This window comes from Gordonia paraffinivorans, assembly GCF_900683595.1.
In the GTDB taxonomy this organism is placed as follows: Bacteria; Actinomycetota; Actinomycetes; order Mycobacteriales; family Mycobacteriaceae; genus Gordonia; species Gordonia paraffinivorans.
In genome coordinates, this window is sequence record NZ_CAACYD010000007.1 from 381,999 (window position 1) to 405,023 (window position 23,025).

At 68.6% G+C, this 23,025-nt stretch carries 17 protein-coding genes, 3 pseudogenes and 1 riboswitch; of the genes and pseudogenes, 8 read left to right on the plus strand and 12 right to left on the minus strand.

Annotated elements, in window-relative coordinates; translation table 11 throughout:
- Nucleotides 1-29: 29 nt before the first annotated feature.
- Nucleotides 30-1,640 carry an ABC transporter family substrate-binding protein gene (locus E1P53_RS14715; RefSeq protein WP_269076075.1) on the plus strand — a complete coding sequence of 537 codons (1,611 nt, stop codon included), beginning with the start codon at nucleotides 30-32 and terminating at the stop codon, nucleotides 1,638-1,640.
- Between the two features lie 42 nt (nucleotides 1,641-1,682).
- On the opposite strand, the gene thiD is transcribed toward E1P53_RS14715, so the two are convergent.
- Complete coding sequence (gene thiD, locus E1P53_RS14720) at nucleotides 1,683-2,546, minus strand: bifunctional hydroxymethylpyrimidine kinase/phosphomethylpyrimidine kinase (protein ID WP_131734751.1); 864 nt, start codon at nucleotides 2,544-2,546, stop codon at nucleotides 1,683-1,685.
- Nucleotides 2,543-4,225 (minus strand): phosphomethylpyrimidine synthase ThiC, encoded by a 1,683-nt coding sequence (gene thiC, locus E1P53_RS14725; protein ID WP_131734752.1) that lies wholly within the window; start codon nucleotides 4,223-4,225, stop codon nucleotides 2,543-2,545. The genes thiD and thiC overlap by 4 nt, the downstream gene beginning before the upstream one ends.
- Nucleotides 4,215-4,330, minus strand: a riboswitch (TPP riboswitch). Its footprint overlaps the gene before it by 11 nt.
- A gap of 193 nt (nucleotides 4,331-4,523) precedes the next feature.
- Between thiC and E1P53_RS14730 the strand changes: the two genes are divergently transcribed.
- Complete coding sequence (locus tag E1P53_RS14730; protein WP_006902117.1) at nucleotides 4,524-4,871, plus strand: GNAT family N-acetyltransferase; 348 nt, start codon at nucleotides 4,524-4,526, stop codon at nucleotides 4,869-4,871.
- Here the strand turns inward: E1P53_RS14730 and E1P53_RS20950 are convergent.
- From E1P53_RS20950 to E1P53_RS14740, 5 genes and pseudogenes are all read right to left on the minus strand, one after another.
- Nucleotides 4,816-5,052, minus strand: a complete 237-nt coding sequence (locus E1P53_RS20950; protein ID WP_255218666.1) for an NAD-glutamate dehydrogenase domain-containing protein — start codon at nucleotides 5,050-5,052, stop codon at nucleotides 4,816-4,818. The two genes, E1P53_RS14730 and E1P53_RS20950, sit on opposite strands and share 56 nt — an antisense overlap.
- Nucleotides 5,053-5,062: 10 nt before the next feature.
- Complete coding sequence (locus E1P53_RS20835) at nucleotides 5,063-5,320, minus strand: NAD-glutamate dehydrogenase domain-containing protein (protein ID WP_230824086.1); 258 nt, start codon at nucleotides 5,318-5,320, stop codon at nucleotides 5,063-5,065.
- Nucleotides 5,321-5,387: 67 nt separating this feature from the next.
- A pseudogene (locus tag E1P53_RS20955) lies at nucleotides 5,388-5,813 on the minus strand (NAD-glutamate dehydrogenase domain-containing protein); the annotation flags it as partial.
- Nucleotides 5,814-5,862: 49 nt separating this feature from the next.
- A pseudogene (locus tag E1P53_RS20960) lies at nucleotides 5,863-6,327 on the minus strand (hypothetical protein); the annotation flags it as partial.
- A gap of 127 nt (nucleotides 6,328-6,454) precedes the next feature.
- A complete protein-coding gene (locus tag E1P53_RS14740) occupies nucleotides 6,455-8,107 on the minus strand; it encodes a (2,3-dihydroxybenzoyl)adenylate synthase (protein ID WP_131734753.1) in 1,653 nt (550 codons plus the stop codon).
- A 166-nt stretch (nucleotides 8,108-8,273) separates the two neighbouring features.
- Between E1P53_RS14740 and E1P53_RS14745 the strand changes: the two genes are divergently transcribed.
- The 6 genes from E1P53_RS14745 to E1P53_RS14770 all read left to right on the plus strand — a co-directional run bounded on the left by E1P53_RS14745 (nucleotide 8,274) and on the right by E1P53_RS14770 (nucleotide 14,452).
- On the plus strand, nucleotides 8,274-9,635 hold the full coding sequence (locus E1P53_RS14745; RefSeq protein WP_131734754.1) for a salicylate synthase: 1,362 nt from the start codon (nucleotides 8,274-8,276) through the stop codon (nucleotides 9,633-9,635).
- Entirely contained in the window at nucleotides 9,632-9,943 is a 312-nt protein-coding gene (locus E1P53_RS14750; RefSeq protein WP_371831015.1) for an acyl carrier protein, read from the plus strand. Before E1P53_RS14745 ends, E1P53_RS14750 begins: the two co-directional genes overlap by 4 nt.
- Nucleotides 9,944-9,984: 41 nt before the next feature.
- A complete protein-coding gene (locus E1P53_RS14755; protein ID WP_006902113.1) occupies nucleotides 9,985-11,151 on the plus strand; it encodes an acyl-CoA dehydrogenase family protein in 1,167 nt (388 codons plus the stop codon).
- 32 nt (nucleotides 11,152-11,183) lie between these two features.
- Nucleotides 11,184-12,488 (plus strand): wax ester/triacylglycerol synthase domain-containing protein, encoded by a 1,305-nt coding sequence (locus tag E1P53_RS14760; RefSeq protein WP_006902112.1) that lies wholly within the window; start codon nucleotides 11,184-11,186, stop codon nucleotides 12,486-12,488.
- A 137-nt stretch (nucleotides 12,489-12,625) separates the two neighbouring features.
- Complete coding sequence (locus E1P53_RS14765; protein WP_006902110.1) at nucleotides 12,626-13,453, plus strand: MTB12 C-terminal domain-containing protein; 828 nt, start codon at nucleotides 12,626-12,628, stop codon at nucleotides 13,451-13,453.
- A gap of 27 nt (nucleotides 13,454-13,480) precedes the next feature.
- Nucleotides 13,481-14,452: an ABC transporter substrate-binding protein gene (locus E1P53_RS14770; protein WP_006902108.1), complete on the plus strand. Its 972-nt coding sequence runs from the start codon at nucleotides 13,481-13,483 to the stop codon at nucleotides 14,450-14,452.
- A 220-nt stretch (nucleotides 14,453-14,672) separates the two neighbouring features.
- Here E1P53_RS14770 and E1P53_RS14775 read toward each other — a convergent pair.
- The 5 genes and pseudogenes from E1P53_RS14775 to E1P53_RS14795 form a co-directional block, all read right to left on the minus strand.
- Nucleotides 14,673-15,837: pseudogene (locus E1P53_RS14775) on the minus strand (IS3 family transposase); the annotation flags it as partial.
- A 427-nt stretch (nucleotides 15,838-16,264) separates the two neighbouring features.
- Nucleotides 16,265-17,584 carry a lysine N(6)-hydroxylase/L-ornithine N(5)-oxygenase family protein gene (locus E1P53_RS14780; protein WP_131734755.1) on the minus strand — a complete coding sequence of 440 codons (1,320 nt, stop codon included), beginning with the start codon at nucleotides 17,582-17,584 and terminating at the stop codon, nucleotides 16,265-16,267.
- A complete protein-coding gene (locus E1P53_RS14785; protein ID WP_006899991.1) occupies nucleotides 17,581-19,110 on the minus strand; it encodes a pyridoxal phosphate-dependent decarboxylase family protein in 1,530 nt (509 codons plus the stop codon). Before E1P53_RS14785 ends, E1P53_RS14780 begins: the two co-directional genes overlap by 4 nt.
- Nucleotides 19,111-19,190: 80 nt before the next feature.
- A complete protein-coding gene (locus E1P53_RS14790; protein WP_131734756.1) occupies nucleotides 19,191-20,660 on the minus strand; it encodes a condensation domain-containing protein in 1,470 nt (489 codons plus the stop codon).
- A complete protein-coding gene (locus E1P53_RS14795; RefSeq protein ID WP_131734757.1) occupies nucleotides 20,648-23,023 on the minus strand; it encodes a penicillin acylase family protein in 2,376 nt (791 codons plus the stop codon). The genes E1P53_RS14790 and E1P53_RS14795 overlap by 13 nt, the downstream gene beginning before the upstream one ends.
- Between the last annotated feature and the right edge of the window lie 2 nt (nucleotides 23,024-23,025).

Consider the following 23,025-nt stretch of genomic DNA (forward strand, 5'->3'; position numbering starts at 1 on the left):
GGTGTCTGATCGTCGCGGTCCTGGTGTCGATGGCGGCGGCGACCGGATGCGGCGCGGCAGTGGACACCGGTGCGGTGTCGACCGAGGGGGCGTCCCTCAATCTCCAGCCCCGCGAGAACCTGAGGGACGGCGGCAGTCTCACCACCGCGATCGCCGAGGTCTCCGCGCAGTGGAACACCTTCCACGCCGACGGCTCGGCCTACACACTCGCGCTGTGGCGCTGGTATAACCCGGTGCTCGCGTACTTCTCGCCGGATGGCGAGTACTCGCCGAACCCGGACTACGTCACCGACGTGCGCAAGGACACCGTCGACGGCGACACCGTCGTCACCTACCGGCTGAATCCGAAGGCCCATTTCAACGACGGCACGCCCATCGACCACCGCGCGTTTGTCGAGACCTGGCGCATCAACCGCGGACTCGACGACCGCTACATCGTGAGCTCCACCGACGGCTACCGGCAGATCGCCTCGGTGACGCGCGGCGCCGACGACCGCGAGGTGATCGTCCGGTTCGACGGCGTCTACGCCTGGCCGGAGGGGCTGTTCAACGTCGTGCTCCATCCGAAGGCGGCCGATCCCGACGTCTTCAACGAGGGATACATCCGCACGCCGCACCCGGAGTGGGGTGCCGGGCCGTACACGATCGCGTCGTACGACCCGGGGAACGGGACCGTGGTCTTTGAGCGCAACCCGAAATGGTGGGGCAAGCCCGGCAAGCTCGACCGTCGGGTGTTCCGGCAGATGGAGACCCAGGCGGCGCTCAACGCCTTCCAGAACGGCGAGCTCGACGCGACCGGCGTGGCCGCCAAGGACGCCCGCGCGCGGGTGCTCACGATGAACGACATCGACATCCGCACCGCGGCGTCGCCGCAGATGGCGCTGCTGGTGCTCAATCTCGACTCGCCGATCCTCGCCGACCGGACGGTGCGGGAGGCGGTGCTGTCGGCCATCGACCGCGAGACTCTCGCCCGCATCCGCTTCACCGGCCTGAACTACACCGAGGAACTGCCGGGATCGTTGTCGCTGTACCCGTTCCAGCCCGGCTACTCCGACAACCTGGCCGCCGTGCTGACCCACGACCGGGCCAGGGCGGAGGCACTGCTCGAGAGGGCCGGGTGGGCTCGGGGAGACGACGGCATCCGGCGCAAGGGCGGCACGCGCCTGTCCCTGGAGATGCCGAACACCGGAGACGACGTCACCGGGCAGAACCTCTCGCGGGCACTCCAGGCGATCCTCGAGCAGGTCGGGATCGAGCTCGTCGTGCGGCAACGCCCCTCTGCCGACTTCTCCCAGATCGTCATCAACAAGGAGTTCGACGTCTTCATGATGGGGTTCTCCTCGAGCGACCCCTTCGGCATGGCCTACTTCTGCCAGGTGTGGTGCAGCGGCTCGCAGCTCAATCCCGCCGGGGCGGGATCACCCGAGCTCGACGCGAAGATCGCCGCGATGGCGAGGATCGGCGACCCGGCCGAGCAGATCGAGGTCGGCAACCGGCTCGAACGCGAGGCGTTCGCGCAGTACTCGAACCTGCCGCTCTTCAACGGGCCGTCGATGGTCGCGGTGAAGCAGGGCCTCGCGAACTACGGCGCCGGACAGTTCTACGTCGGTCCGATCGAGGACATCGGGTGGGAGAAGTAGGGGGCGGTTCCACGCGTGCCCGGGCCCGGCCGGCGGTGTGCCTCAACCGCAGTCGCCCACCCGCCACAGCGGATTCACCGGGCCGTGCCCGGCACCGAGCGGGTACGCCGCGGCGAGGCCGCGGGTGACCCACGCCTTGGCGAAGGCCACCGCATCCGGCACCGTGTACCCGTGCGCCAGCGCACAGGTGATCGCCGCGGCGAGTGTGTCGCCGGCACCGTGGTCGTGCGGGGTGTCGATGCGCTCGTGGGTGAGCTCGACGAACTCCGAACCGTCGTAGAGCAGGTCCGGCGACTCGTCGCTGGACCGGAGATGACCGCCCTTCACCAGAGCCCACGACGGGCCGAGGTCGTGAAGCGCTTTCGCCGCGTCGCGCTGCGTGGCGGCGTCGACCACGTCGATCCCGGTGATCAGACGCACCTCGTCGAGGTTGGGGGTCACCACCGTGGCGAGCGGGAAGAGATTGTCGCGCAACGTGTCCAGGGCGGAGTCGGCGAGGAGCTGGTTGCCGTGCATCGACGCGCACACCGGATCGACCACCAGCGGGACGGCAGCGTCTCGCCCGATCCCGCTCGCGCGACACTGGGCGGCGACCGCGTCGATGATGGGTGCCGACGCCAGCATGCCGGTCTTGACCGCCCCGATGCCGATGTCGTCGGCGACGCAGCGGATCTGGGCCGCCACGGTGTCGGGCTCGATCTCCTGGAAACCACTGACCCCGAGCGAGTTCTGCACCGTCACCGCGGTGACGGCGACACACCCGTGCAGCCCGAGCAGGGCAAAGGTGCGCAGGTCGGCCTGGATGCCCGCACCGCCGCCGGAATCCGAGCCGGCGACGGTCATCACCCCGACCGGCGTCGTCCCCTCGGGGGCGACGGGGAGGAGTTCGACGCGCGCACCGGTCATGCCGGGTCCCCCGCGCCGGTGACGGGCTCGAGCGGAACGTACACCCGCTTCCCCGCGCGGGCGAACTCGGCGGATTTCGACGCCATGCCCTCGGCCATCGTCCGTTCGATGTCCTCGGCGGTGGCCAGGCCGTTCTCCTCGGCGTAGGCGCGGACGTCCGCCGAGATCCGCATCGAGCAGAATTTCGGCCCGCACATCGAACAGAAGTGGGCGGTCTTCGCCGGTTCCGCCGGCAGCGTCTCGTCGTGGTATTCACGGGCGGTGTCCGGGTCGAGCGAAAGGTTGAACTGGTCGACCCAGCGGAACTCGAAGCGCGCCCTGCTCAGCGCGTCGTCGCGTTCCTGTGCGCGCGGGTGGCCTTTGGCGAGATCGGCCGCGTGCGCGGCGATCTTGTAGGTGATGACACCGACCTTGACGTCGTCGCGGTTCGGCAGGCCGAGATGCTCTTTCGGCGTCACGTAGCAGAGCATCGCGGTCCCGGCCTGCGCGATCATCGCCGCACCGATGGCGGAGGTGATGTGGTCGTAGGCGGGCGCGATGTCGGTGGCGAGCGGGCCGAGGGTGTAGAACGGCGCCCCGTCGCAGAGCTCCTCCTCGAGGCGCACGTTCTCGGCGATCTTGTGCATCGGGACATGGCCCGGCCCCTCGATCATCACCTGCACGTCCCGGGATCTCGCGATCCGGGTCAACTCGCCGAGGGTGCGCAGCTCGGCGAACTGGGCCTCGTCGTTCGCGTCGGCGATCGACCCCGGCCGGAGGCCGTCGCCCAGTGAGAAGGTGATGTCGTAGCGGCGGAAGATCTCGCACAGTTCCTCGAAGTGCGTGTACAGGAACGACTCCCGGTGGTGTGCGAGGCACCAGGCGGCCATGATCGACCCGCCGCGGGACACGATCCCGGTCACCCGTCGCGCGGTCAGCGGGATGTAACGCAACAGGACCCCGGCGTGCACGGTCATGTAGTCGACGCCCTGCTCGGCCTGCTCGATCACGGTGTCCCGGTAGATCTCCCAGGTCAGCGCCGTCGGATCGCCGTCGACCTTCTCCAGGGCCTGATAGATCGGCACGGTGCCGACGGGCACCGGCGAGTTGCGGAGAATCCACTCGCGTGTGGTGTGGATGTCGGCGCCGGTGGACAGGTCCATGATGGTGTCGGCGCCCCAGCGGGTGGCCCACACCATCTTCTCGACCTCGTCGGCGATCGAGCTGCGGACCGCCGAATTGCCGATGTTCGCGTTGATCTTCACCGCGAACCGCTTGCCGATGATCATCGGTTCGGACTCGGGGTGACGGTGATTGGCCGGGATCACCGCCCGGCCGGCAGCCACCTCGGACCGCACCAGTTCCTCGTCGACGCCCTCCCTGGCGGCGATGAAACGCATCTCGTCGGTGACGATTCCCGCACGAGCCCAGGCCAACTGGGTGCTCGCCCCGGCCACCGGTTCGGGCCGGGTCCACGAGTCCCGCACCCGCGGCAGACCGCGTTCCACGTCGATATCGGCGGCGGGGTCGGTGTACGGCCCCGACGTGTCGTAGACGTCGAGGTGCTCGCCGTTGGTCAGGTGGATGCGCCGCACCGGGACGCGCAGATGGCCCACGTCGAGGTACTGCTTGGAGCTCCCCTCGATCGGGCCTGTCGTCAGCCTCGAATTCGTGGGTGCGGTGGATACACGTGTTCCCATGATGGTCTCCCTACGCCGGCATTACCCGGACAGGTTCGAGCGGTCGGCGACCGCCTGTCGCCATCTCAGCCCTCGGTGATCGTGAGAGCCCCCGCGTTATGTGGTTGTGGTGCGCCCGCAACCTTACATCCGGCCCGGGACGTACGTCAGCCGCCTCCCGGACATTTCGCCCCTCGGCAGTTACGGTTCCGTAAGGTAGGGTGTGACCGGAGTCACACGGGCCGGTCGTCGAGCAGCGGCGGAATCTCCCGGCCCGCGGGGGTGTGACCCGCGCGAACGTGACCAGAAGGAGGCGCAGGTGCGACGCAAGTTCCGGCAACGGCCGCCGCAGTCTGCACAATCGATCCTGCAGCAGATCGCGCAGGTGGTACACAACCCGGCCCGGGAACGCTTCGAACTGTGGGTCGCCGGTGACCTGGTCGGCGTGCTCGGGTACTCGACCGACATCGTCGACGGCCACAAGACCATCACCGTCCTGCACACCGTGCTCTACGACGAGTACAGCGGGCACGGGCTCGGCACGCGCCTGACGCGCACGATCATCCAGTACGCCCGCGAGCAGAACGCCCGGTTGCGCCCGGTGTGCTCGTTCACCAAGCACTACCTGGACCGGCACCCCGGCATCGTCGAACTCGCGCCCGTGTGACCGCAGGTCGGGCGGGCGACGACTCCGCCGACCGCAGCAACAGGAGCAGCCCGTTGCCGAACACGTCCCCGGACATGTCGCCGATGCCGACTGCGGTGCAGGGGTCTGACTCTGCGTCGATCCCGACCGTCTCCAGGTGCCGGTGGACCGACACCCACACGCCCCGGGCCGTGATGCCCATCGCCTTGTGGTCATAGCCCAATGAGCCGCCCGAGGCGAACGCGTCGCCCAGCCAATCCGCGTCGTAATGCAATCGAATTGGAGAGATCGGAGAGGGACGCGGTGCCCTTGTCCGCGGCGACGACGAGGTAGGTGTCATGCTCGTCGTGGCGAACGGTGTCGGCGGGTTCGACCACGTGACCGTCGACAAGGTTGTCGACGAGATCCAGCATCCCGGACACGAAGGTCGCGTAAGCGTTGTCGACGGAGATGCGTGGATTCTTGCGCACGAAGGCATCTTCCGCACCCCCGGGGCACGATGGGTGAGTTCTTCACCATCTGGGTCTTCATCAGGCCCAGCACCTCGGTACGGTAGTCCTCGGGCCGGCTGGAGAACCGAAGCCTGCCACGTGCCACGTCACCGCTCCGGGCGTGGATGCCCTCGACGTCGGCGGAGTGCACGTAGATCTCGCGACGGGGACCGACCGGGCCGCGCAGGGTCAGCCTCGCGGAGTCGAGCTTGAACGATGCGTGTCGCTTGTACGAACCGTCGTCTGCGCGCTGGAAGCAGTTGGTGCGGACGCACGCCGCCACGAACGAGGCGAGTGCGCGCAGGATGCGGCCTTCGTCCAGCGTCTGCGCGGCGTCGACCTCCTCGGCCAACCGTGTGCGCGCCGTGGTCTCCGCGACTCCGCGGTCGGAGACGCCAGGATCGAACCGGGCGTTGAAGTGGGCGGCCAGCGCGCGCAGGAAGGCGGGGTGCCGGCGCAGCGCGTCGATCACGTAGGTCTCGGAAAGTCCGAGCCCGGCCTGACGTGCGGAAGCGGCTCGCCGCGCGCACCAGCGTGACCTCGCGCCAGGTAAGGCCGGCCCGCAGGATCAGGCTCGCGAAGTCGTCGATCTCGAAGCCGTGGCGCGTGTTCGCCTCGAATGCATCCGCCACCAGCGGCAACGGATGTGCGTGTGTCGAGTCCGGAACGGCGAAGACGAAGCGGTGCAGCGCTGATCCGGCTGTGACACCCGGCGGGTTCGGAAGTGTCTCGCGGTCGGCGACGCGCAGGCCGAAGCGTTCGAAGAGTGCCGCGACCTCGGCGAGCAACGGCGCCTCACCCGGCCAGAGGACGGCCGCCGTGACCGCGGTGTCCGGGGTCGCGGAAGTGAACGAGATGTGCGCGGTCGACGGGTCGGTGTGGTGCGCCTCGACGAGGCGGACCACCGCTGACTCGAGGCCCGGTTGCTCTCCGGGCTGTTCGACGGTGACTGACGTGGCCGGGATCGTCGGCGTCGACATGGCCATCAGTGTGTAGAGCGCCGACGGTGCGCGAGCTGTCTGAGACGGCGTTCGAATCGGATGCCGGTGCAGACACGTGCGATGCACTTCGGTGGGCAGGGCGTACCGCCTCACACGCCCTGCCCACCCGGTTCTAGACCAGCTGCTCGCGCAGCACCTTCTTGTCGATCTTGCCCACCGCGGTGACCGGAAGCGTCGACACGACGCGCACGTCGTCGGGCAGCTTGAACGCCGCGAGACCGCGGTCGCGCAGGAAGGTCCGCAGCTCGGCCAGTTCGAGAGGCGTTGCCGGCGGATGTTCGTGTGAGAGAACCACTGCGGCGCAGATCTTCTCGCCGAGTGCCTCGTCGGGGAGCCCGACGACGGCGACCTGCCGGATCGACGCGTGCGCCAGGAGGTTCTCCTCGACGTCGTCGGCGGCCACGTTCTCGCCGGCACGGACGATGGTGTCCTTGATGCGCCCGGTCACCGCGAGGTGCCCGGACGGCAGCCGGGTGACCTTGTCGCCGGAGCGGTAGAACCCGTCGGGGGTGAAGGACTTCTCGTTGTGGGCGTCGGCGCGGTAGTAGCCACGGATCGTGTACGGCCCGCGGACGAGGAGCTCGCCTTCCGTGCCGTCGGGCACGTCGTTGCCGTCCTCGTCGACGACGCGCACTTCGTCGAACTCCGACATCGGTGAGCCCTGCACCTCGTGGATCAGGTCGCGGGGCTCGTCGGGGCGCGTGTAGCAGACGAGCCCTTCGGCCATGCCGAACACCTGCTGGACGACGTCGCCGAGCGCCTCGTCGAGGGCGACCGCGTCGGGCTGGGCGAGCTTGGCGCCGCCGACCTGCAGCAGGCGAAGCGAGCTCACATCGGCGGGTTCCCACTCGGTCGCCGCGCACCACAGCTGCGCGAGCGCGGGGACCAGCGCGGTCACCGTGACGTGGTGACGCTCGATGAGGCCGAACGTGTTGTCGGGGCTCGGGTTGTCGGTGAAGACCACGTGCCCGCCCACGCTGAAGGTGCCCAGGATGCCCGGGCAGCACAGCGGGAAGTTGTGTGCCGCGGGCAGCGACACCAGGTAGGTGTCGCCGGCGGTCAGTTTCGCCACCTGTGCCGACAGACGGGCGTTGAGGTCGTAGTCGTTGTGGGTGCGCGCGATCAGCTTCGGCAGGCCGGTGGTGCCGCCAGAGATGAGGAACAGCGCGGGGAGTTCCGGATCGGGGGCCGGGGGCAGTGTCACCGAGGCCGGGTCGGCGTCCGGGACGGGCGTGTACGGGCCGGGGTCGCCGGAGACGAACACCCGCTCGACGGTGGGCACGCGGGACTGCAGTTCGGCGGCGAGCTCGCGGAAGTCATAACTGCGGCGGCCGTCTTCGGTGATGTACGCGATCGCCCCGGAACCCACTGCGAGATGGGCGATCTCGGTGATCCGGTGGGCGGGCAGGGTCATCACCGGAACCACGCCCGCGCGCAGCAGGCCGACGAGGTTGAGGGCGAACTGGAGGGAGTTGTTCTGCTGCAGGACGACGCGCTGGCCCGGCCGGAGTCCGGCCTCGACGAACCCGGCGGCGCGGCGCAGCGTGGCGTCGCGGAACTCGGCGTAGGTGAGGGTGCGCGGCCCGTCGATCGAGGCGTCGGTGATGGCCGGGGCGTCAGGGGTTCGCTCGGCGGTGAGGTCGAGGCCCGCATACAGCGGCAGGTCCCGGAACAGCGAGGCCTCGCGGTAGCGCTTCGCCTGGGCGCCCGCATACGGGGTGAACCCGTCGAGCAGGTCGGTCACGTCATCGAGATGCGTCGGCATGCGTTCCATTCAAACACAGGCAGGATAGGGTAACCTTACTGGTTAATCGGGGGTGATGTGAGCCCCGCCATCGACGGGCAAGCGGGTGTTTGTTTAGGCTGTCCTAACATTGCGCGGACTGCGCTGGGATCACGGGTGCCCCGCACCACGACCGGAGGATGAGGACATGTCGCTGACAACCGAAACGCGCGCGGCGGATCTGCGCGTCGACGGTTTCGACGCCCTGGCCGCACCGGCGGCCACGGCCACGGTCACGGACGCCGACGCCGCGCGTATCGCGGCGGCGTGGGCCGCGTCCGGAGAGTTCGGGGAGCACGTCGTGTATGAACGCGGCCGGCGCTGGATCTTCGCCGCCGGGGTACGGGCGCGAGTCGTGATCACCCGCGACGAGGTGATCGTCGACGATCAGGGCGATCGCACGGTCACGGCCTGGGCGGGCGATCCCGCCGACGCGCTGGCCGCCGCGACGTCGTCGCTGTCGATGGATGACTGGAACATCTACGGATGGGTCGGATTCGACTTCTGTGCTCCCTATCACGGCATCTTCGACCGGGTCCCGGAGGGCACGGTGCTGGCACACCTGATTGTCCCCGAGTTTGAGGCCTTCGTCGACGCGGGCGGCGTCGACACCGGCACCGCCGGCGCTGAGGCTGCTCGTAGGCTTTTCGAAATCGCTTCCACCGCAAAGTGTCCCGGCGAGTCCAGGCCCGTCCATGTGCGCAACGACGCCGACGACTATCGCAGCCGCGTCGCTACCGCCATCGCCGAGATCGCCGACGGCCGCTACCAGAAGGTTATCCTCTCCCGTGCCGTCGACATCCCGTTCGACGTCGACATCCCCGCGACCTATGCCCGCGGCCGCGCCGACAACACCCCCGCGCGCTCGTTCCTGTACTCACTGGGCGATCTCTCCGCGGCCGGGTTCAGCCCCGAACTGGTCGTCGCCGTGCACGCCGACCGCACCGTGGTCGCCGAACCGCTGGCGGGCACAAGGGCTTTCGGCATCTCGCCGGAAAAGGACGCGGCGGCCCGTGCCGAACTTCTCGGTGACGCCAAGGAAGTCGCCGAGCACGCAATGTCGGTGCGCGCCTGCTACGACGAGATCGCGACCATTGCCGCTGTCGGCACCGCCGCGGTCGGCCCGTTCATGGAGGTGCGTGAACGCGGCAGCGTCCAGCACCTCGCCTCGACCGTCAAGGGTGTGCTCGCCGATCACGAGAACCCCTGGCGCGCACTCGAGGTCGTGTTTCCCTCGATCACCGCGTCGGGGATCCCCAAGACGCCGGCGGTGGAGGCGATCGATCGGCTGGAATCCTCCCGTCGTGGTCCCTACTCGGGTGCCGTGCTCGCCGCGTCTTCGACCGGTGAGCTCGAGGCGACCCTCGCCCTGCGGACCATCTTCTCCTCCGGCGGCCGCGCCTGGCTGCGCGCCGGAGCGGGCATCGTCGCCCAGTCGACTCCCGAGCGCGAGTTCGAGGAGACGTGCGAGAAGCTCGGCAGCGTGGCGCCGTATGTGATCCCGCGCTGACCAGGCCGTACCGGCGAGAACAGGCCCCCACCGAAACAGAGAGATTCAGGAGTCACCACATGTCCGACAACATCACCGAAGCCCTGCGCGGCATCCTCGAAGAGGATCTCGATCTCGCGCTGGGCGACGTCACCCGCGAGTCGAGGCTGATCGACGACCTCGGACTGGACTCGGTGGCGTTCGCCATCGGTGTGGTGGCCATCGAGGAGCGTCTCGGGGTCAAGCTGTCCGAGAAGGAGCTCTTCGAGTCGAAGACGGTCGGTGACCTCGAGGACCTGATCCGCGCGAAGGCCGGCACCCCGGCCTGATCGGTACTTCTCACCAGCGCGAAAGGGATCTGCGAGAAACGATGAGTGTGGACAACGGAGTTCAGACATACGCCGAACTGCTCGACGCGGCCTTCGACGAGAAGGTCACCGCATGGACCGAGCAGGCCGAACAAACCCAGCGCTTCCCCCGGCCGCTGCTCGAACATCTCGGTACCGCAGGGGTTTTCGCCCGCAAGTGGGAGCGTCGCAAGCAGACGGATCTGCATGATCACTTCGCCCTCGGCCGCCACCTCGGCTCGCTGGGGTCGGCGGCCATCGGCGTCGGTGTCAGCCTGCACGATTCGGCGATCGCCATCCTGCGCCGCTTCGGACGCAACGACTTCCTCACCGACCTCGCGGAGCGGGCCATCGCCACCGACGCCGTGCTGTGCATCGCCGCATCGGAGGAGCAGGGCGGTTCGGACCTGCAGAACTCCGAGACCCGCATCTTCCCGGAGAACGGCGGCTACCGGGTCGTCGGCGCCAAGAAGTTCGTCTCGCTCTCGCCGATCGCCGACTACGTGTTCGTCGTCTGCCGCGGCGTCGGCGACGACCTCGAGACCGGCGGCAACGTCGCGCTGGCCGCGGTCCCGATCGAACAGGTCGAGGTCGGCGAGCCGTACCAGAAGCTGGGCGCCGGGCCGCTCGACACCGCGCCGATCACCATCGACGCCCGGATCCCGGAAGAGGCACTCATCGCCCGCCCGGGAACGGGTCTGGCCGTCATCAGCTGGGGACTCGCCCATGAGCGCCTGTCGGTGCCTGCGCAGATCGTCGCGGCCTGCGACGTCATGCTCGGGGTCACCGTCGCCCGCATGATGGACCGTTCCCAGTTCGGCAAGAAGCTCATCGACCATCAGGCGCTCCGTCTGCGCATCGCGGACCTGCAGTCGCGCGTCGACGTCCTGCGCTACGCGCTCGACGGCGTGGCCGCCGAGGGCAAGATCAACCTGCGCACGGCCGCCGCGCTCAAGGCGTCCGCGGCGAACCTCGGTGAGGAGGTCGCAGCGGAGTGCTTGCACATCTTCGGCGGCATCGGCTACCTGGAGACCCACACCCCGATCGGCCGCTGGTGGCGCGACATGAAACTCGCACGAGTCGGCGGCGGCACCGACGAGGTGCTGTGGGAGCTCGTCGCCGCGGCGATGAAGCCCGACAACGAGCGCTACCAAGCGCTCTTCACCGTAACCGGCAACCCGACGCACTGAGCGTCGGCCGAGAACCCAGGCGGTCTCACACCATGAACAGCCCAGTCACCACCCCGGCGGACCCGCGCGTGACCGAGCTCGCACCACCGGATCACACCTACCTGCACATGGACACCGACGGCGCCCCCATGCACTGGTCGATGATCCTGGAGCTCGACACGACCGGCGGTCTGCTCGGCCTCGACGAGGTGCGGGCCCGCGTCCGCGATCGCGGGCGGCTGTTCGACATCTTCCGCATGGGCGTCCGCAACGGCCGGTGGCGCAAGCCGGAGGTCGTGCTTGCCGACGGGTCCTGGGATCCGGGCGAGCATGTCTCCGAGTTCGCCGTCTCCGACCGTGCTGACCTGCAGCGACGTGTGTCGGCGCTGCTGGAGTCCCCGCTGCCGCGGCCGCGCCCGTTCTGGGACATCACGCTGTTCACGCCGACGCCCGGTGCGGAAGCCGTCGGGCAGTGGGTGCTGTTGCGGGTGCATCACAGCATCTCCGACGGCATCGCCGGCGCGGCGTTCGCGGCGTTGCTCGCCGACGGCGAACCTGAGGACCTCGCCGAGTTCGAGCGATTCGCCACGAGCCCGCGGTTCCGGATCAGCGGCATCGACCCGGAGAAGCTGAAGGAGGCCAAGGCCGCGTTCAACGACCAGCACGCGGCCGGCGGCGGCAAGAAACGCGCCTGGCCGAGCCTGACCAAGTCGGGGCGCCGGGAGCATGCGCTGTTCAGTACGTCGACGCGCACGCTGCGCAAGGCGGCGAAGGCCAACGACGCCAGCGTGCACGAGTTCGTGCTCGGCGCGATCGGCCGCACGCTCAGCATCGACCCGCCGGCCTCGCCGCAGGCCGACGTCCTGCGCGTCACCCTCCCGGTCACGCTCGACGAGGAGTTCCGGCACACCGGCAACGCGGTGTCGGTCGCACTGCTCAACCTGCCGGGCTACGAGACCGATCTCGGCAGGCAGATCGACCGGGCACGCGGTGAATTGAAGACCATCGCCGAGCGGCGGCCAGAGCTCTATCTGGCCGCGGCCGATGACCTGCCGCGCGCACCGCTGTGGGGTCTGCAGCGGGCCATCGTCAACGCCTCGATGGCACACATGCACCCCGACGTCCACATCGGGATCAACCCCGGTTTCTCGCGGGTGCGCTCGGTGTTGGGCACACCGATTTCGACGCTGACGCCGCTGTCACCGCTGGCGGGGTACTCGTTCTCGGTGACCGTGCTGATCCTCGGCACCACCACGACCTTCGGCGTCGTCACCGATGCCGAGGCGCTGCCCGGCTACGCGGAGCGGTTCGTGGCGAGGTTCGGCGAGGTGCTCAGCGAGGCCCTCCCTTCGTCCTGACACCGGGGCGAGCTTAGGCTTGCCTAGGAACCTGGTCGGGTAACGGGGACGATGAAGAATGTGGACGCTCGCGCCGACACAAGGCGGTCCCGGTCTCTGGCCGGATACGCGATACAAGAGAACACACGGAGAAACACATGCAGAACGATGTCGACTACCAGGCCCCGGAGGGGTACGTGGCCGAGCCCCACGAACCCGACGCCGCCTCGGTGAAGCGCTCGCGCGGGATCAGCATCCCCACCGTGCTGGCATCGGCAGGCGTGGCGGCGGTGATCTCGGCGATCGTCGTCACCATCGGTGTGATCGGCCTGGTGGCCCTCGACAACGACAACAACTCGTCGGCCCAGCCGACCGTCGTGAACCTCGGTTCCGCGCAGACCCCGCAGCAGCAGGCGCTCGCCGGTGCTGCGGCCGGCCAGCAGCCGGCGGCTGCCCCGGCACCGGCCGCCGGTGCCCCGGCAGCGGCGGCCCCGGCACCGGCCGGTGAGGTCGTGCTGGAGAGCGGTGGCGCGGCCGGCGGTGCCCCGGGTGTCGCCGCGGCTCCCGCACCGGCGGCTCCGGTCGCACCGGCGACCGGAGCGACCCCGCAGCAGCAGACCGCTGCCGCTGCGCCGACCGCGCTGACCCCGGGACAGCTGAACACCAAGGTCAAGACGATCATGAACTCGCGCGGCAACCGTGCCGCGCGGGCCGCCGAGCTCGAGGGCGGCGAGCGTGCGCTGCGCCAGCTCGACGCCGTGTCGGCCGCGCTGACCCAGTACGGCAACGTCGGGTTCAGCTACCAGATGGTGGGCCCGGTCCAGGTCAGCGGCAACACCATGTCGGCTCCGCTGCAGATCAGCGTCGTCGGACGCGGCAGCCAGAACCGCACCCTGACGTGGGTGTGGACGGGTGACAAGTGGAAGCTGTCGAACAAGAGCGTGTGCCTTATCGCCAGCTTCGTCCTGCTGCCCTGCTCGCTCTGACGTCCACCGACCTTTTGGAGATCTGACGTGACCTCACGACTTCGCCTCGGCGCGTTCCTCGCGGCTGTGCTCATGTTCACCGGCCTCCTGGCCGGATGCTCGGGTTCGGATGATTCGTCCGGCGGTTCGGTGCAGCTGAACCTGCCCGACGGCCGGTCGGTGACCATCCCGGAGACACCCAAGCGCATCGTGACGCTGGGCGACCAGTGGACCGACGTGGCGCTGTCCTTCGGCGTTACCCCGGTGGGCTACTACGACTACTCGAAGTCGGCTACCGGTGAACTGCAGCCGTGGTACGGCCAGAAGCTCAAGGACTCGACCTTCGTCGATCCGACCAAGGGTGACGACGCGACGACCATCGCGAAGCTCGATCCGGATCTGATCTTCGCGCCCGGATTCGCCTCGAACAGCCCGGAGTTCGAGCAGATCGCCAAGCTGGCGCCGACGGTCAACTCGATCAGCGGGCAGGAGATCGACCCCTGGCAGGACATGGTCACCGTCATGGGCACGGTCCTGCACCAGCCGGAGAAGGCCACCGAGATCATCGAGAAGACCAACGGCGACATCAAGGCCATCGCCGAGGAGTTCCCGAGTCTCGCGGGCAAGACCTATGCGCTGGCGTTCATGTACGGCAACGATCAGCTGTCGGTGCTCGGTGACCCCAACGACGGTGCCGCCAAGCTGTTCTCGGAGTTGAAGATGACGATGGCGCCGAAGCTCGTCGCCGAGTACCAGCGCAGCGGCAACCCGCGCTTCGGGCTGAGCACCGAGAACATCCCGATGCTCGACGCCGACGTGCTGGTCGTCGCGACCGCCACCCCGCAGCAGGCCGAGACCCTGCGTAACCTGCCCGGTTACAAGAACCTGAAGGCCGTCAAGGACGGCGCCGTCGCGTTCCTGACCCAGTCGCAGATCACGGGTCTGAATGCGCCGTCGCCGAATTCGATCCCGTATGTGCTGGACCTGTTGAAGCCGGCGTTCGGGTCGGCGACGGCCTGACTTCGCGCGCTCGTCCCCGCTCGTCGACCCGGGTCGCCGGCTCCCCGGGATGCGTCGGCGACGAGCCGAACCCCTCGTTCCCTGAGTAGCTCGGAGCTTGCGACGAGGCATGTTGAGAGGGGCACTCCGCACCCCACTCGCCGTTCTGCGGGCGGCGTTCGCCCGAACCGTTCACACCGGGAACAGCCACTGGGGTTGACCCCGTCCAGTGGACACTGGGTCAAGCGGCTTCTGTCGCCTGAGTGAACTGCTCCTCGAACTCGACTGGGCTGATCATTCCGATCGGGGAGTGACGCCGACGCCGGTTGTAGACCCGTTCGGTCCAGTCACCGGCAGCGACCTTAGCGTGCCGTTTCGTCGGCCACAAGAATTGATGGTTGAATTCTACTTTCAAAGCCGCCCAGAATGATTCGGCTTGTGCATTGTCCCAGCACACACCGGTGCGGCCGACCGACTGTGCCAGATCGTGTGCGCGGGCGAATCTCGCCAGCTGACCCGAGGTGTACTGGCTACCGTGATCGGCATGAAAGATCACCCGTTCGGGGCGCTGACCGCGCATGGCCACCGCCATCGCCAGTGCGGCCTCGACGAGGTCGGTGTGCATGTGCTCGGCGATCGCCCAGCCGATCACTCGCCGTGAGCGGCCGTCACGGACCGCACAGAAGTAGAGCCATCCCTCACCGGTCCGCAGGTACGTGATGTCGGACGTCCACACCCTATCGAGTTCACCCTGGTCAAACCGTCGATCGATCAGGTCCTTCGGCCGGTGCGCATCGAGTCGACCACCGTCGTGACCGGCGTGAAGATGCGAGGGCTGATACCGGCGAGACCCTGCCGACGCATCGAGGCAGCGACCGTCTTGCGTGAAACGGTTTCGTCGTCGCCCCACCGGTCGGCGAGGAGCCTCGGCACACCGTAGACGCCGTCAGAGCCCGCGTGGAACTCTTTGACCTCCGCATCGAGCTGTTCACGACACCGCTGGGCCTAGCTCGGACCGGCAGCCTTGGCGCTGCGCCACTTGTAGTAGCCGGACCGAGACACCTCGAGCAGTCGGGTCATTCGAACGACCGAGTAGTGGGCCTTCTCCGAGCCGATCAGCCGGTAGGCGTCTACCCCGGTTCTGCTCGGATGCGAAAAAGGCCGCGGCTTTTCTTCAGGAACTCGCGGTCCACACGTAATTCGGAGTTCTCGCGGCGGAGCCGCCCGAGCTCAGCACGCTCGTCCACATCCAGAGTGCGGTCATCACCGCCGCCGGAACGAGCCTTCGCCTAAGCCACCCATCTGCCGAGCAGCTGCTCGCCGACCCCGATCTCCTTCGCGACATGCGCGATCAGGCGTCCCGCCTCGATCACCAAGCAGGAGGACTGCTCCCGATGCTCCGGGGTTTACTGCTTGCGTTTGCCCGACATACGGACATCCTTCCCGCAGGACCCGCTGTCCCGCCAGTCAGGTGTCCACCATCAGGGGTCAACCCCACATGCCGGGATCGTCAGCGAGTTTGGCGAGGGGCAGCCCAGGAACTCTATCCACAGACGGATGATGCTGCGGTGCCGCTACTTTCGGTAGTAGACTGATTCGCAGCAGTGCTTCCTTTCCGTCGGCCGGTCAGTGGGATCGCCGGGTTCGGTCCGGGCGGGAATGGGATGGTCCCGCATGTAAGGGATGATTTCGCGGGAAGTGGTTGCGGGGGTAGGTATCTCGAGGGGGTCTTCGTGGCTCGTCGCTTATCGCTCCTCGAGTCTCAGGCGGCGGATGAACCGCAACAGCCCGGCCCGCACGTCGCGGACCGGGCTGTGTTCTGACTGTGCGCGTCTATTCGGCGACCACGTCGTCAGCGTTGTCGATGCCGAACTGGGTGAACGCGGTGTCTGTCGGAAGGCGGTACACCTCGCGGCCCATGGCGGTGTTGAGGATGCGGGCGTTGCGGATCGCGCCGATGTCGAGGTTCGGTGCGGAGACACCGATCGCGTGCTCCTCGGCGTTGACCATGAACAGCCGGTTGGTCAGCGCCGGCTCGGTCTCCACCTGGTGCTGAGGGCCGAAGACGTAACGGCCCTTCGAATCACGGTGCAGCAGTGGCTCGATCGGGGTGAGGAACGGTGTCTCACGACGACGGTAGCCGGTGCAGGCGACGACCAGGTCGGTGGTGTGCGCCAGGGCGTTGCCGGTGTCGAGGTGCCGGGCGCGGACCCGTAGCTTGCCGTCGGGCAGGGTGTCGATGCCCTCGACGGCGGTCGAGATACGCAGCTGCACAGGGTTCAGCTTCTCGGCGAACTGGCGGCGGTACAGCAACTCGTGCACTTGGGCGAGCGTATCGGCCGAGACGCCCTTGTGGAACTGCCAGTGCTGTGGCCGGATCCGGTCGCGGGCCTCCTCCGGGAGGCTCGCGAAGTAGTCCATGTACGCCGGGGTGGTCATCTCCAGCGACAGTTTGGTGAAGTCCAGCGGCGCGAACCACGGGGTGCGGGTCCACCAGCGGACGGCGGGGCCGCCGTGGTAGTTCGCCTCTAGCAGGTCGGCGACGATCTCGGCGCCGGACTGGCCCGAACCGATCACGGTCACCGAGTCGGCGGCGTGCGCCCGCTCCTGGTGGTACAGGTACTCCGAGCTGTGGATGACGTTGGGAGAGTCGGTCTGCAGCGACTCCGGCACGAACGGCTCGGTGCCCACCCCGACGACGACGTGGCGGGCGATCACGGTGGACTCCGCACCATTGGTCACCATCGTGACCCGGAAGGCGTCGGCCGAGGAGTCCCAGTCCACCTCGGTCACGGTGGTGCCCCAGCGCAGCGAGTCGAGGCGGCGGACACACCACAGTAGGTAGTCCTCGTACTCGAGGCGGCTCGGGAAGAAGTTCTCCCGGACCATGAACCGGTATAGACGGTTGGTATCGGCGAGGTAGTTCAGGAACGACAGCGGATGCGTCGGGTCGACGAGGGTGACCAGGTCCGACAGGAACCACACCTGCAGGCTCGCGTCGGGGAACATCAGCCCCGGGTGCCACCGGAACTCGTATCGACGGTCGACGACGAGCACATCGCAGTCGTCGACCGTCGATGCCAGGGCGGCGAGCCCCATGTTGAACGGACCGCAACCGATCGCGAGTACGTCTACCTTCTCTTGACGGGTCATTCGGATACCCTCACCATCTTCTCACTCTGGGTGTCGGTGCCCTCGGATTCCACTTCCAATGCGACGCGCAGGAGTTCGTCGAAGAGCGCGTCGATGTCGCTCTGGGTGGCGTCGGGATTCAGAAGCGTCAGCTTCAGGCAGGTCTGGGGTTCGTCCTCGCCGGGGATGCGTACCTGCGTGCGGCCGATCAGCGCCGTGCCCTCGGAGATGAGGCGACGGCGGAGCTCACCGTTCACGACGTCGAGATCGGCGCAGCGGTACCGGAACACGACGGTGGTCAGCGTGACCGGGGCGACGAGTTCGAGCTGCAGTTCGGTGGCGATACGCTGTTCGGCGTAGAGCGCGAGGTCGTTGCACTTCTCGAGCATCTCGCCGAGAGTGCGCCGTCCGTAGGCCATCAGCGTCGTGGCGACCTTCAGCACGTCGGGGCGCCGTGTGGTCTGCAGGGTCTGGCCGAGTAGACCGCTGAAACCGGCCTCGACGTCGTCGTCGGGGTTGAGGTAGGCGACCGAACGGTTCAGCGAGGCGAAGCGGCCGGCGTCGGCGAGCAGCATCAGGCTCGCGGCAGCCGGCTGCCAGCCGACCTTGTGCAGGTCGAGGGTCACCGAGTCGGCGCGGTCGATACCGGTGAGCAGACCACAGAGCCGGTCGGAGAACAGCGAACCGAAACCGTAGGCGGCGTCGACATGCAACCAGATCTCGTGGCGCTCGGCGATGTCGGCGATCTCGGTCAGCGGGTCGATGGTGCCGAAGTCGGTGGTGCCCGCGGTGGCGACGATGGCCAGCGGCGTCACGTCGCCAGCCTTGCGGATCGCGGACTCGAGGGCCTCCGGGATCATCCGGTGGTGTGAGTCGACCTCCACTCCGACGACCGCCGATTCGCCGAGACCCAGTGCGGCACAAGCGCGATGAACCGAGAAGTGAGCGACGCGGGAGCAGAACACCACCGGGCGGCGCAGTGCCGCCACACCGTCGTGACGGACGTCGACACCGAGTCGGGAAGCGGTGTGATCGCGGGCGATCATCAGGGCCAACAGATTCGAGATCGAGCCACCGGGGGAGAAGACACCGCCCGACTGAGGTCCGAAACCGGCCATCCGGGCCAGGGACTGGACGGTCCAGGTCTCCAGCGCCAGGGTGGCCGGACCCGAGTCGTAGGTGTCCAGCGAGGCATTGGTCGCGCTGGCGAGCGCATCGGCGGCGACCGCCACCGAGAGCGGGGCCGGTTGCAGGTGCGCGGCGGTCAGCGGGTGGGTGAGATCCAGCCCGTACTCCGCGACGAGACGCGCCATGCGCCGCAGCGCCTCGGACTCGCCGATCCCGGTCTCCGGGATGCCCTCGGCGCCGACGGCCTCGGTGACCGCGGAGAGCACCGACACCGGGTCGCCGCTGGGGAGCGGAGCGCCGTGATGGTGCGCGGCGACCGCTTTGGCAGCCTCGGCCAGCCCGCGCCCCACCTCCGTCCAGCCGGTGCCCGGCCGGGCGAAACGTGAGGTCTGGGATGCGGACGTGCGGTCGTCGATCACTGAGTCTCTCCCTGCGTGGACAAGAGCTACGGATTCGGTTGCAGTGGAGCGGGAGTCCGCTCCGTAGGATGGTCGGCCGCTCATCCGCGGCCTCGTCTCTCGAGTCCTGCGACGAGTTCGGACACGGTGGAGTGGAGAGACTGCGGGACGAGGTCGACGAGTCCGGTCAGGACCGCCGTGGCGCGCTCCGCGATGGCGTCGGGAACGACGCCGGGCTGGTGATCGACCTCGATATGGGTGGCATGTTCGTCGGCCTCGAAGGCTATGGACAGCGGGTAGTTGGCGATGCCGTTGAACACCGAGCGGCATGTGACCGGGGCGTCGGCTGGTTGCGGGATGCCGCGCAGGGGCGCAGGGCGGACCGAGGCCATGATCTCCATGACCGGGAACCGTCCGCCGGCCTGGCGGATCGCGGTGAGGATCGGCCCGAAGTCGGTGCCGGAGTGCTCCATCGCCTGGTAGATGACCGAGCCGGCGTCGCGCAGCGCCTGCGCGACGGAGGCGTTCGGATCGACACGGAATCGCATCGGGATGATGTTGCCGCAGTAGCCGATCCGCTCCGGGGACTGGGACCGGTTGCGGTTGTCGGCGGGGACGACGAGCACGTGGTCCTCCGAGCCGGTGAGCGCGTGGGTCGCGAGCGAGCAGATGGCGATGAGCAGTGCGTTCCCAGTGGTGCCCACGGCCGCGGCGGTGCGCTGCAGCGCGGTGAGCGAGTCGTTGGCGACCGGGGCGGAGACCTTCACGCCCTCGCGGTCGTCCATCGGGGACAGCCAGCTGTCGGCTGGACTCTCGGCGGGCAGCTCACCGGAGATTGGGTAGCGGATGCCCTCGGCGCCCCAGGTGTCCAGCGCGTGGCGTACGGCGGCCTCGGCGGCCGAGGAGGCGGTGGTCTCGCCCGGATCGGCTGGCCGTGAGTCCAGACCGGCGTCGCCGGGCCAGTCGCCCGAGATCAGGGTGCCGAGCAACGGCGGCCACGACGTGTCGTCGACCGCGAGGTGGTGTACGACGAGGATCATCGTGACCCTCCCGTCGCAGCCGGAGACCCGAAGCCGCAGCGGGGTTTCGGTGAACAGGTCGAACGGACGGCGAGTGAGCTCCGTGGCGACGGAGTCGACGTCGGCGGCGCCGCCGGACTGTGCCTCGGTCGGCTCGAAGCCCCAGGTCCACACCGTATGCTCGGGGTTCCAGCGCCCTTCGCGGGTCACCTTCGTGCGATGCGGGATACCGTCGGCGTCGACCTCGACGATCGAGCGCAGCACCTCGAACTTCTCGACCAGCAGCTCGGCGGCCGCGACCACGGACTCGACGGTGCGGGCGCCGCCGAACTCGAGGACAAGCCCGATGTTGTGGGACACCGACTTCGGGTCGAGTTCGTAGATCTTCCACATGCGACGCTCCGCGACACCGAGGTCGCCGAACGCAGCCGGGGGAACTGTCGCGGCGGGCGCGGTATCGGCGACTGCGCCGGCGGTCGCGAGCGGGACGGTCTCGGTCCGCTCGAGCCGCCGGCGCAGCAGCGTGAGTCGCGCATCGGTCAGGGCTGACACGAATCCTCCTGAGTCGAAAGGGAAGTCGGGGTCGATGTGGTGGCCGGTGCGGTGTGCGGGTCGGTGGCGGGGCCGCGCAGGACATCCCAGTCGCGTTCCACCGGGAGCAGCCGTCCGGCCGCCCAGTCGGCGGCCTGGTCCTGGAAGTGCCCGGAGCGCGGATCGCCGGAGGCGCCCAGCGGCACGATCCACCGGCTGGCGGACGGATCGGACAGGTCCCACACGTACCGCGCCGCCGAACCGGTGATGCACACGTGGGTGCCCACCGCCGAGGCGTTGGCGAAAACACATTCGGTGTCACCGGCGAGCGGCAGCGGCGTCGGCCGCAGCCGGGCGAACAGCTCGGGATGATGGGGTGAGGCGCCGACCAGGTCGAAACCGTGGATCGGGGCCAAGACGTGGACGGTTCCCCACTCAGGTGCCCCGCCGAGTGCCTCCACCCGCGTGACGACGGCGTCGAGCGCCGACAGGGCGGCCGCTTCGATGTCGATGCCGATGAGAGCGGACTTCTCGACGACGGACGTGATCGCCGTGGCGAGACGCGGTTCGGGAACGAACCACGGCTGGAGCACTGTCGGGAAACCGTGCGGGCCGCGTAGCGGCGCGAGCGCGTCGGTGGCGGCGACGGCGCGCACCAGCTGGCTGCGGAACTCGGCGAACAGGTAGGCGTCCGTGCTGTCGGCCGTCATGGTGCGATCCCAGTCCAGGATCCGCTGCCGGATCTCCTCCGCGGCCGGGGTGTTGCCGACGACGCGGGCCAGGAGCCCCTGGACCACCACGGCCTGGTCGAGCCGAACGTCGCGATGGATGTCGGCGCAGTCCTCGGGGCTGACCGAGGTCAGTTCGTCGAGCCGTGCGGTGATCCGCGAGGCCCGGAAGTGCTCAACGCACTCGGTGGACGTCGGTTGCAGCGGCGGGACGCCGGAGATGCGCTGGTTGGCGGTCACCGTGACCCCGCCGTCGGGGAGCGTGGCATCGAAGCCGGGCTCGTGCAGTGTGCCGGGTTCGTATCCGCGCCACTGGTAGCGCTCGTCCCAGCCCGGCACGGGCAGCCAGTGGTTCTCCGGGGCGCGCGCCGGCACCCGGCCGGCCAAGTGGGTGGCGACGGTGCCGTCGGCGTGTGCGATCACCGCCCGGTTGACCGGTTCCACCCAGGCCGACAGCGCTGCCTCGACGTCGGCGACGGTGCGCGCGAACAGAAGATCGAGCGGGGCGTCGAAGGTGACCTCCTCGGACAGCAGCGGCGACCGCAGGCTCATTGCGAACGTCTCGTCGGGTCCGCCGAACACCACGGTGCCGTTGGGCGTGGTGATCACCTGCACCGCAACGGGTTCGGCGTCTCGGACATCGATCTGCTCGCTGCGGGTCCGCGCCGGGACACGCTCGCCGCCGGGCGCCTCGACGAGCAGCGCGCCCGAGTCGTCGCGGGTCAGCTGCTCGATGTAGAGATCCTGGTAGTCGGCCATGGCATTGGTGATGCCCCAGGCGATTTCGGGACCCTGAGCGAAGTGCGGTACGCCGGGGACACCGGCGAAGGCGAAGCCGAGCATGTCGAACGACGCCGACGGATCGGTCGATGCCAGGTGGAACTGCTGGTAGATGCCGGGCAGTTCGAGGAACCGGTGCGGATCGCCAGCGACGATGGGTGAGCCGGTGCTGCTGCGGCCGGCCGACACGCCCCAGGCGTTGCTGCCCGACATCGGATCACCGAGGTCGAGGGTCTCGCCGGTCGCCGGCGTTCCGGTCGGATCGGTCAGTGCGAGGATCTCGTCGAGGAACGCCTGGTTGGGCATCGCCGGGACGGTCGGATCGGCCTCGCGCTTCTCGAAGTCCCAGAACGCCAGCGCATCCAGACCGAGGAAGCGGCAGGCGTGCAGGCGGAAGAGCTTCGTGGTGAACCGGCCGAACAGCACGTGGTGCATGATGAACACCGAGATCGGGGTCCACGGCTGCCACGGTCGCGGCGTGTGGTCGAGCGCCTCGAACTCGAGTGCCTCGGGATGCGTTGCACCGTCGGCGTTCCCGAACTCCGAGAGGGTGCTGTTCACCCCGTCGGCGTAGGCCTGCAGCAGCCGCCGGGTGCGTTCGGACGACGCGTCGTGAATCCGCCTGGCGGCGACGTCGAGTTCCGCGCGGCGCGCGAAGACGTCCCATTCGACGCACGACGCCCCGAACACCTCGGCGGTACGGCCCTCGGCGCGCAGGCGCATCCATTCGATCTGCCAGCGTCGGTCCAGCGCGCAGGCACGTCCCTGCCCGTAGACGGCCCCTTCCGGGGTGGACGCCAGCACGTGCGGAATGCCGTGGGCGTCACGGAGGATCTCAACGGTCGCTTCGATGACGGGGGACCCGGTGATGCTCATGC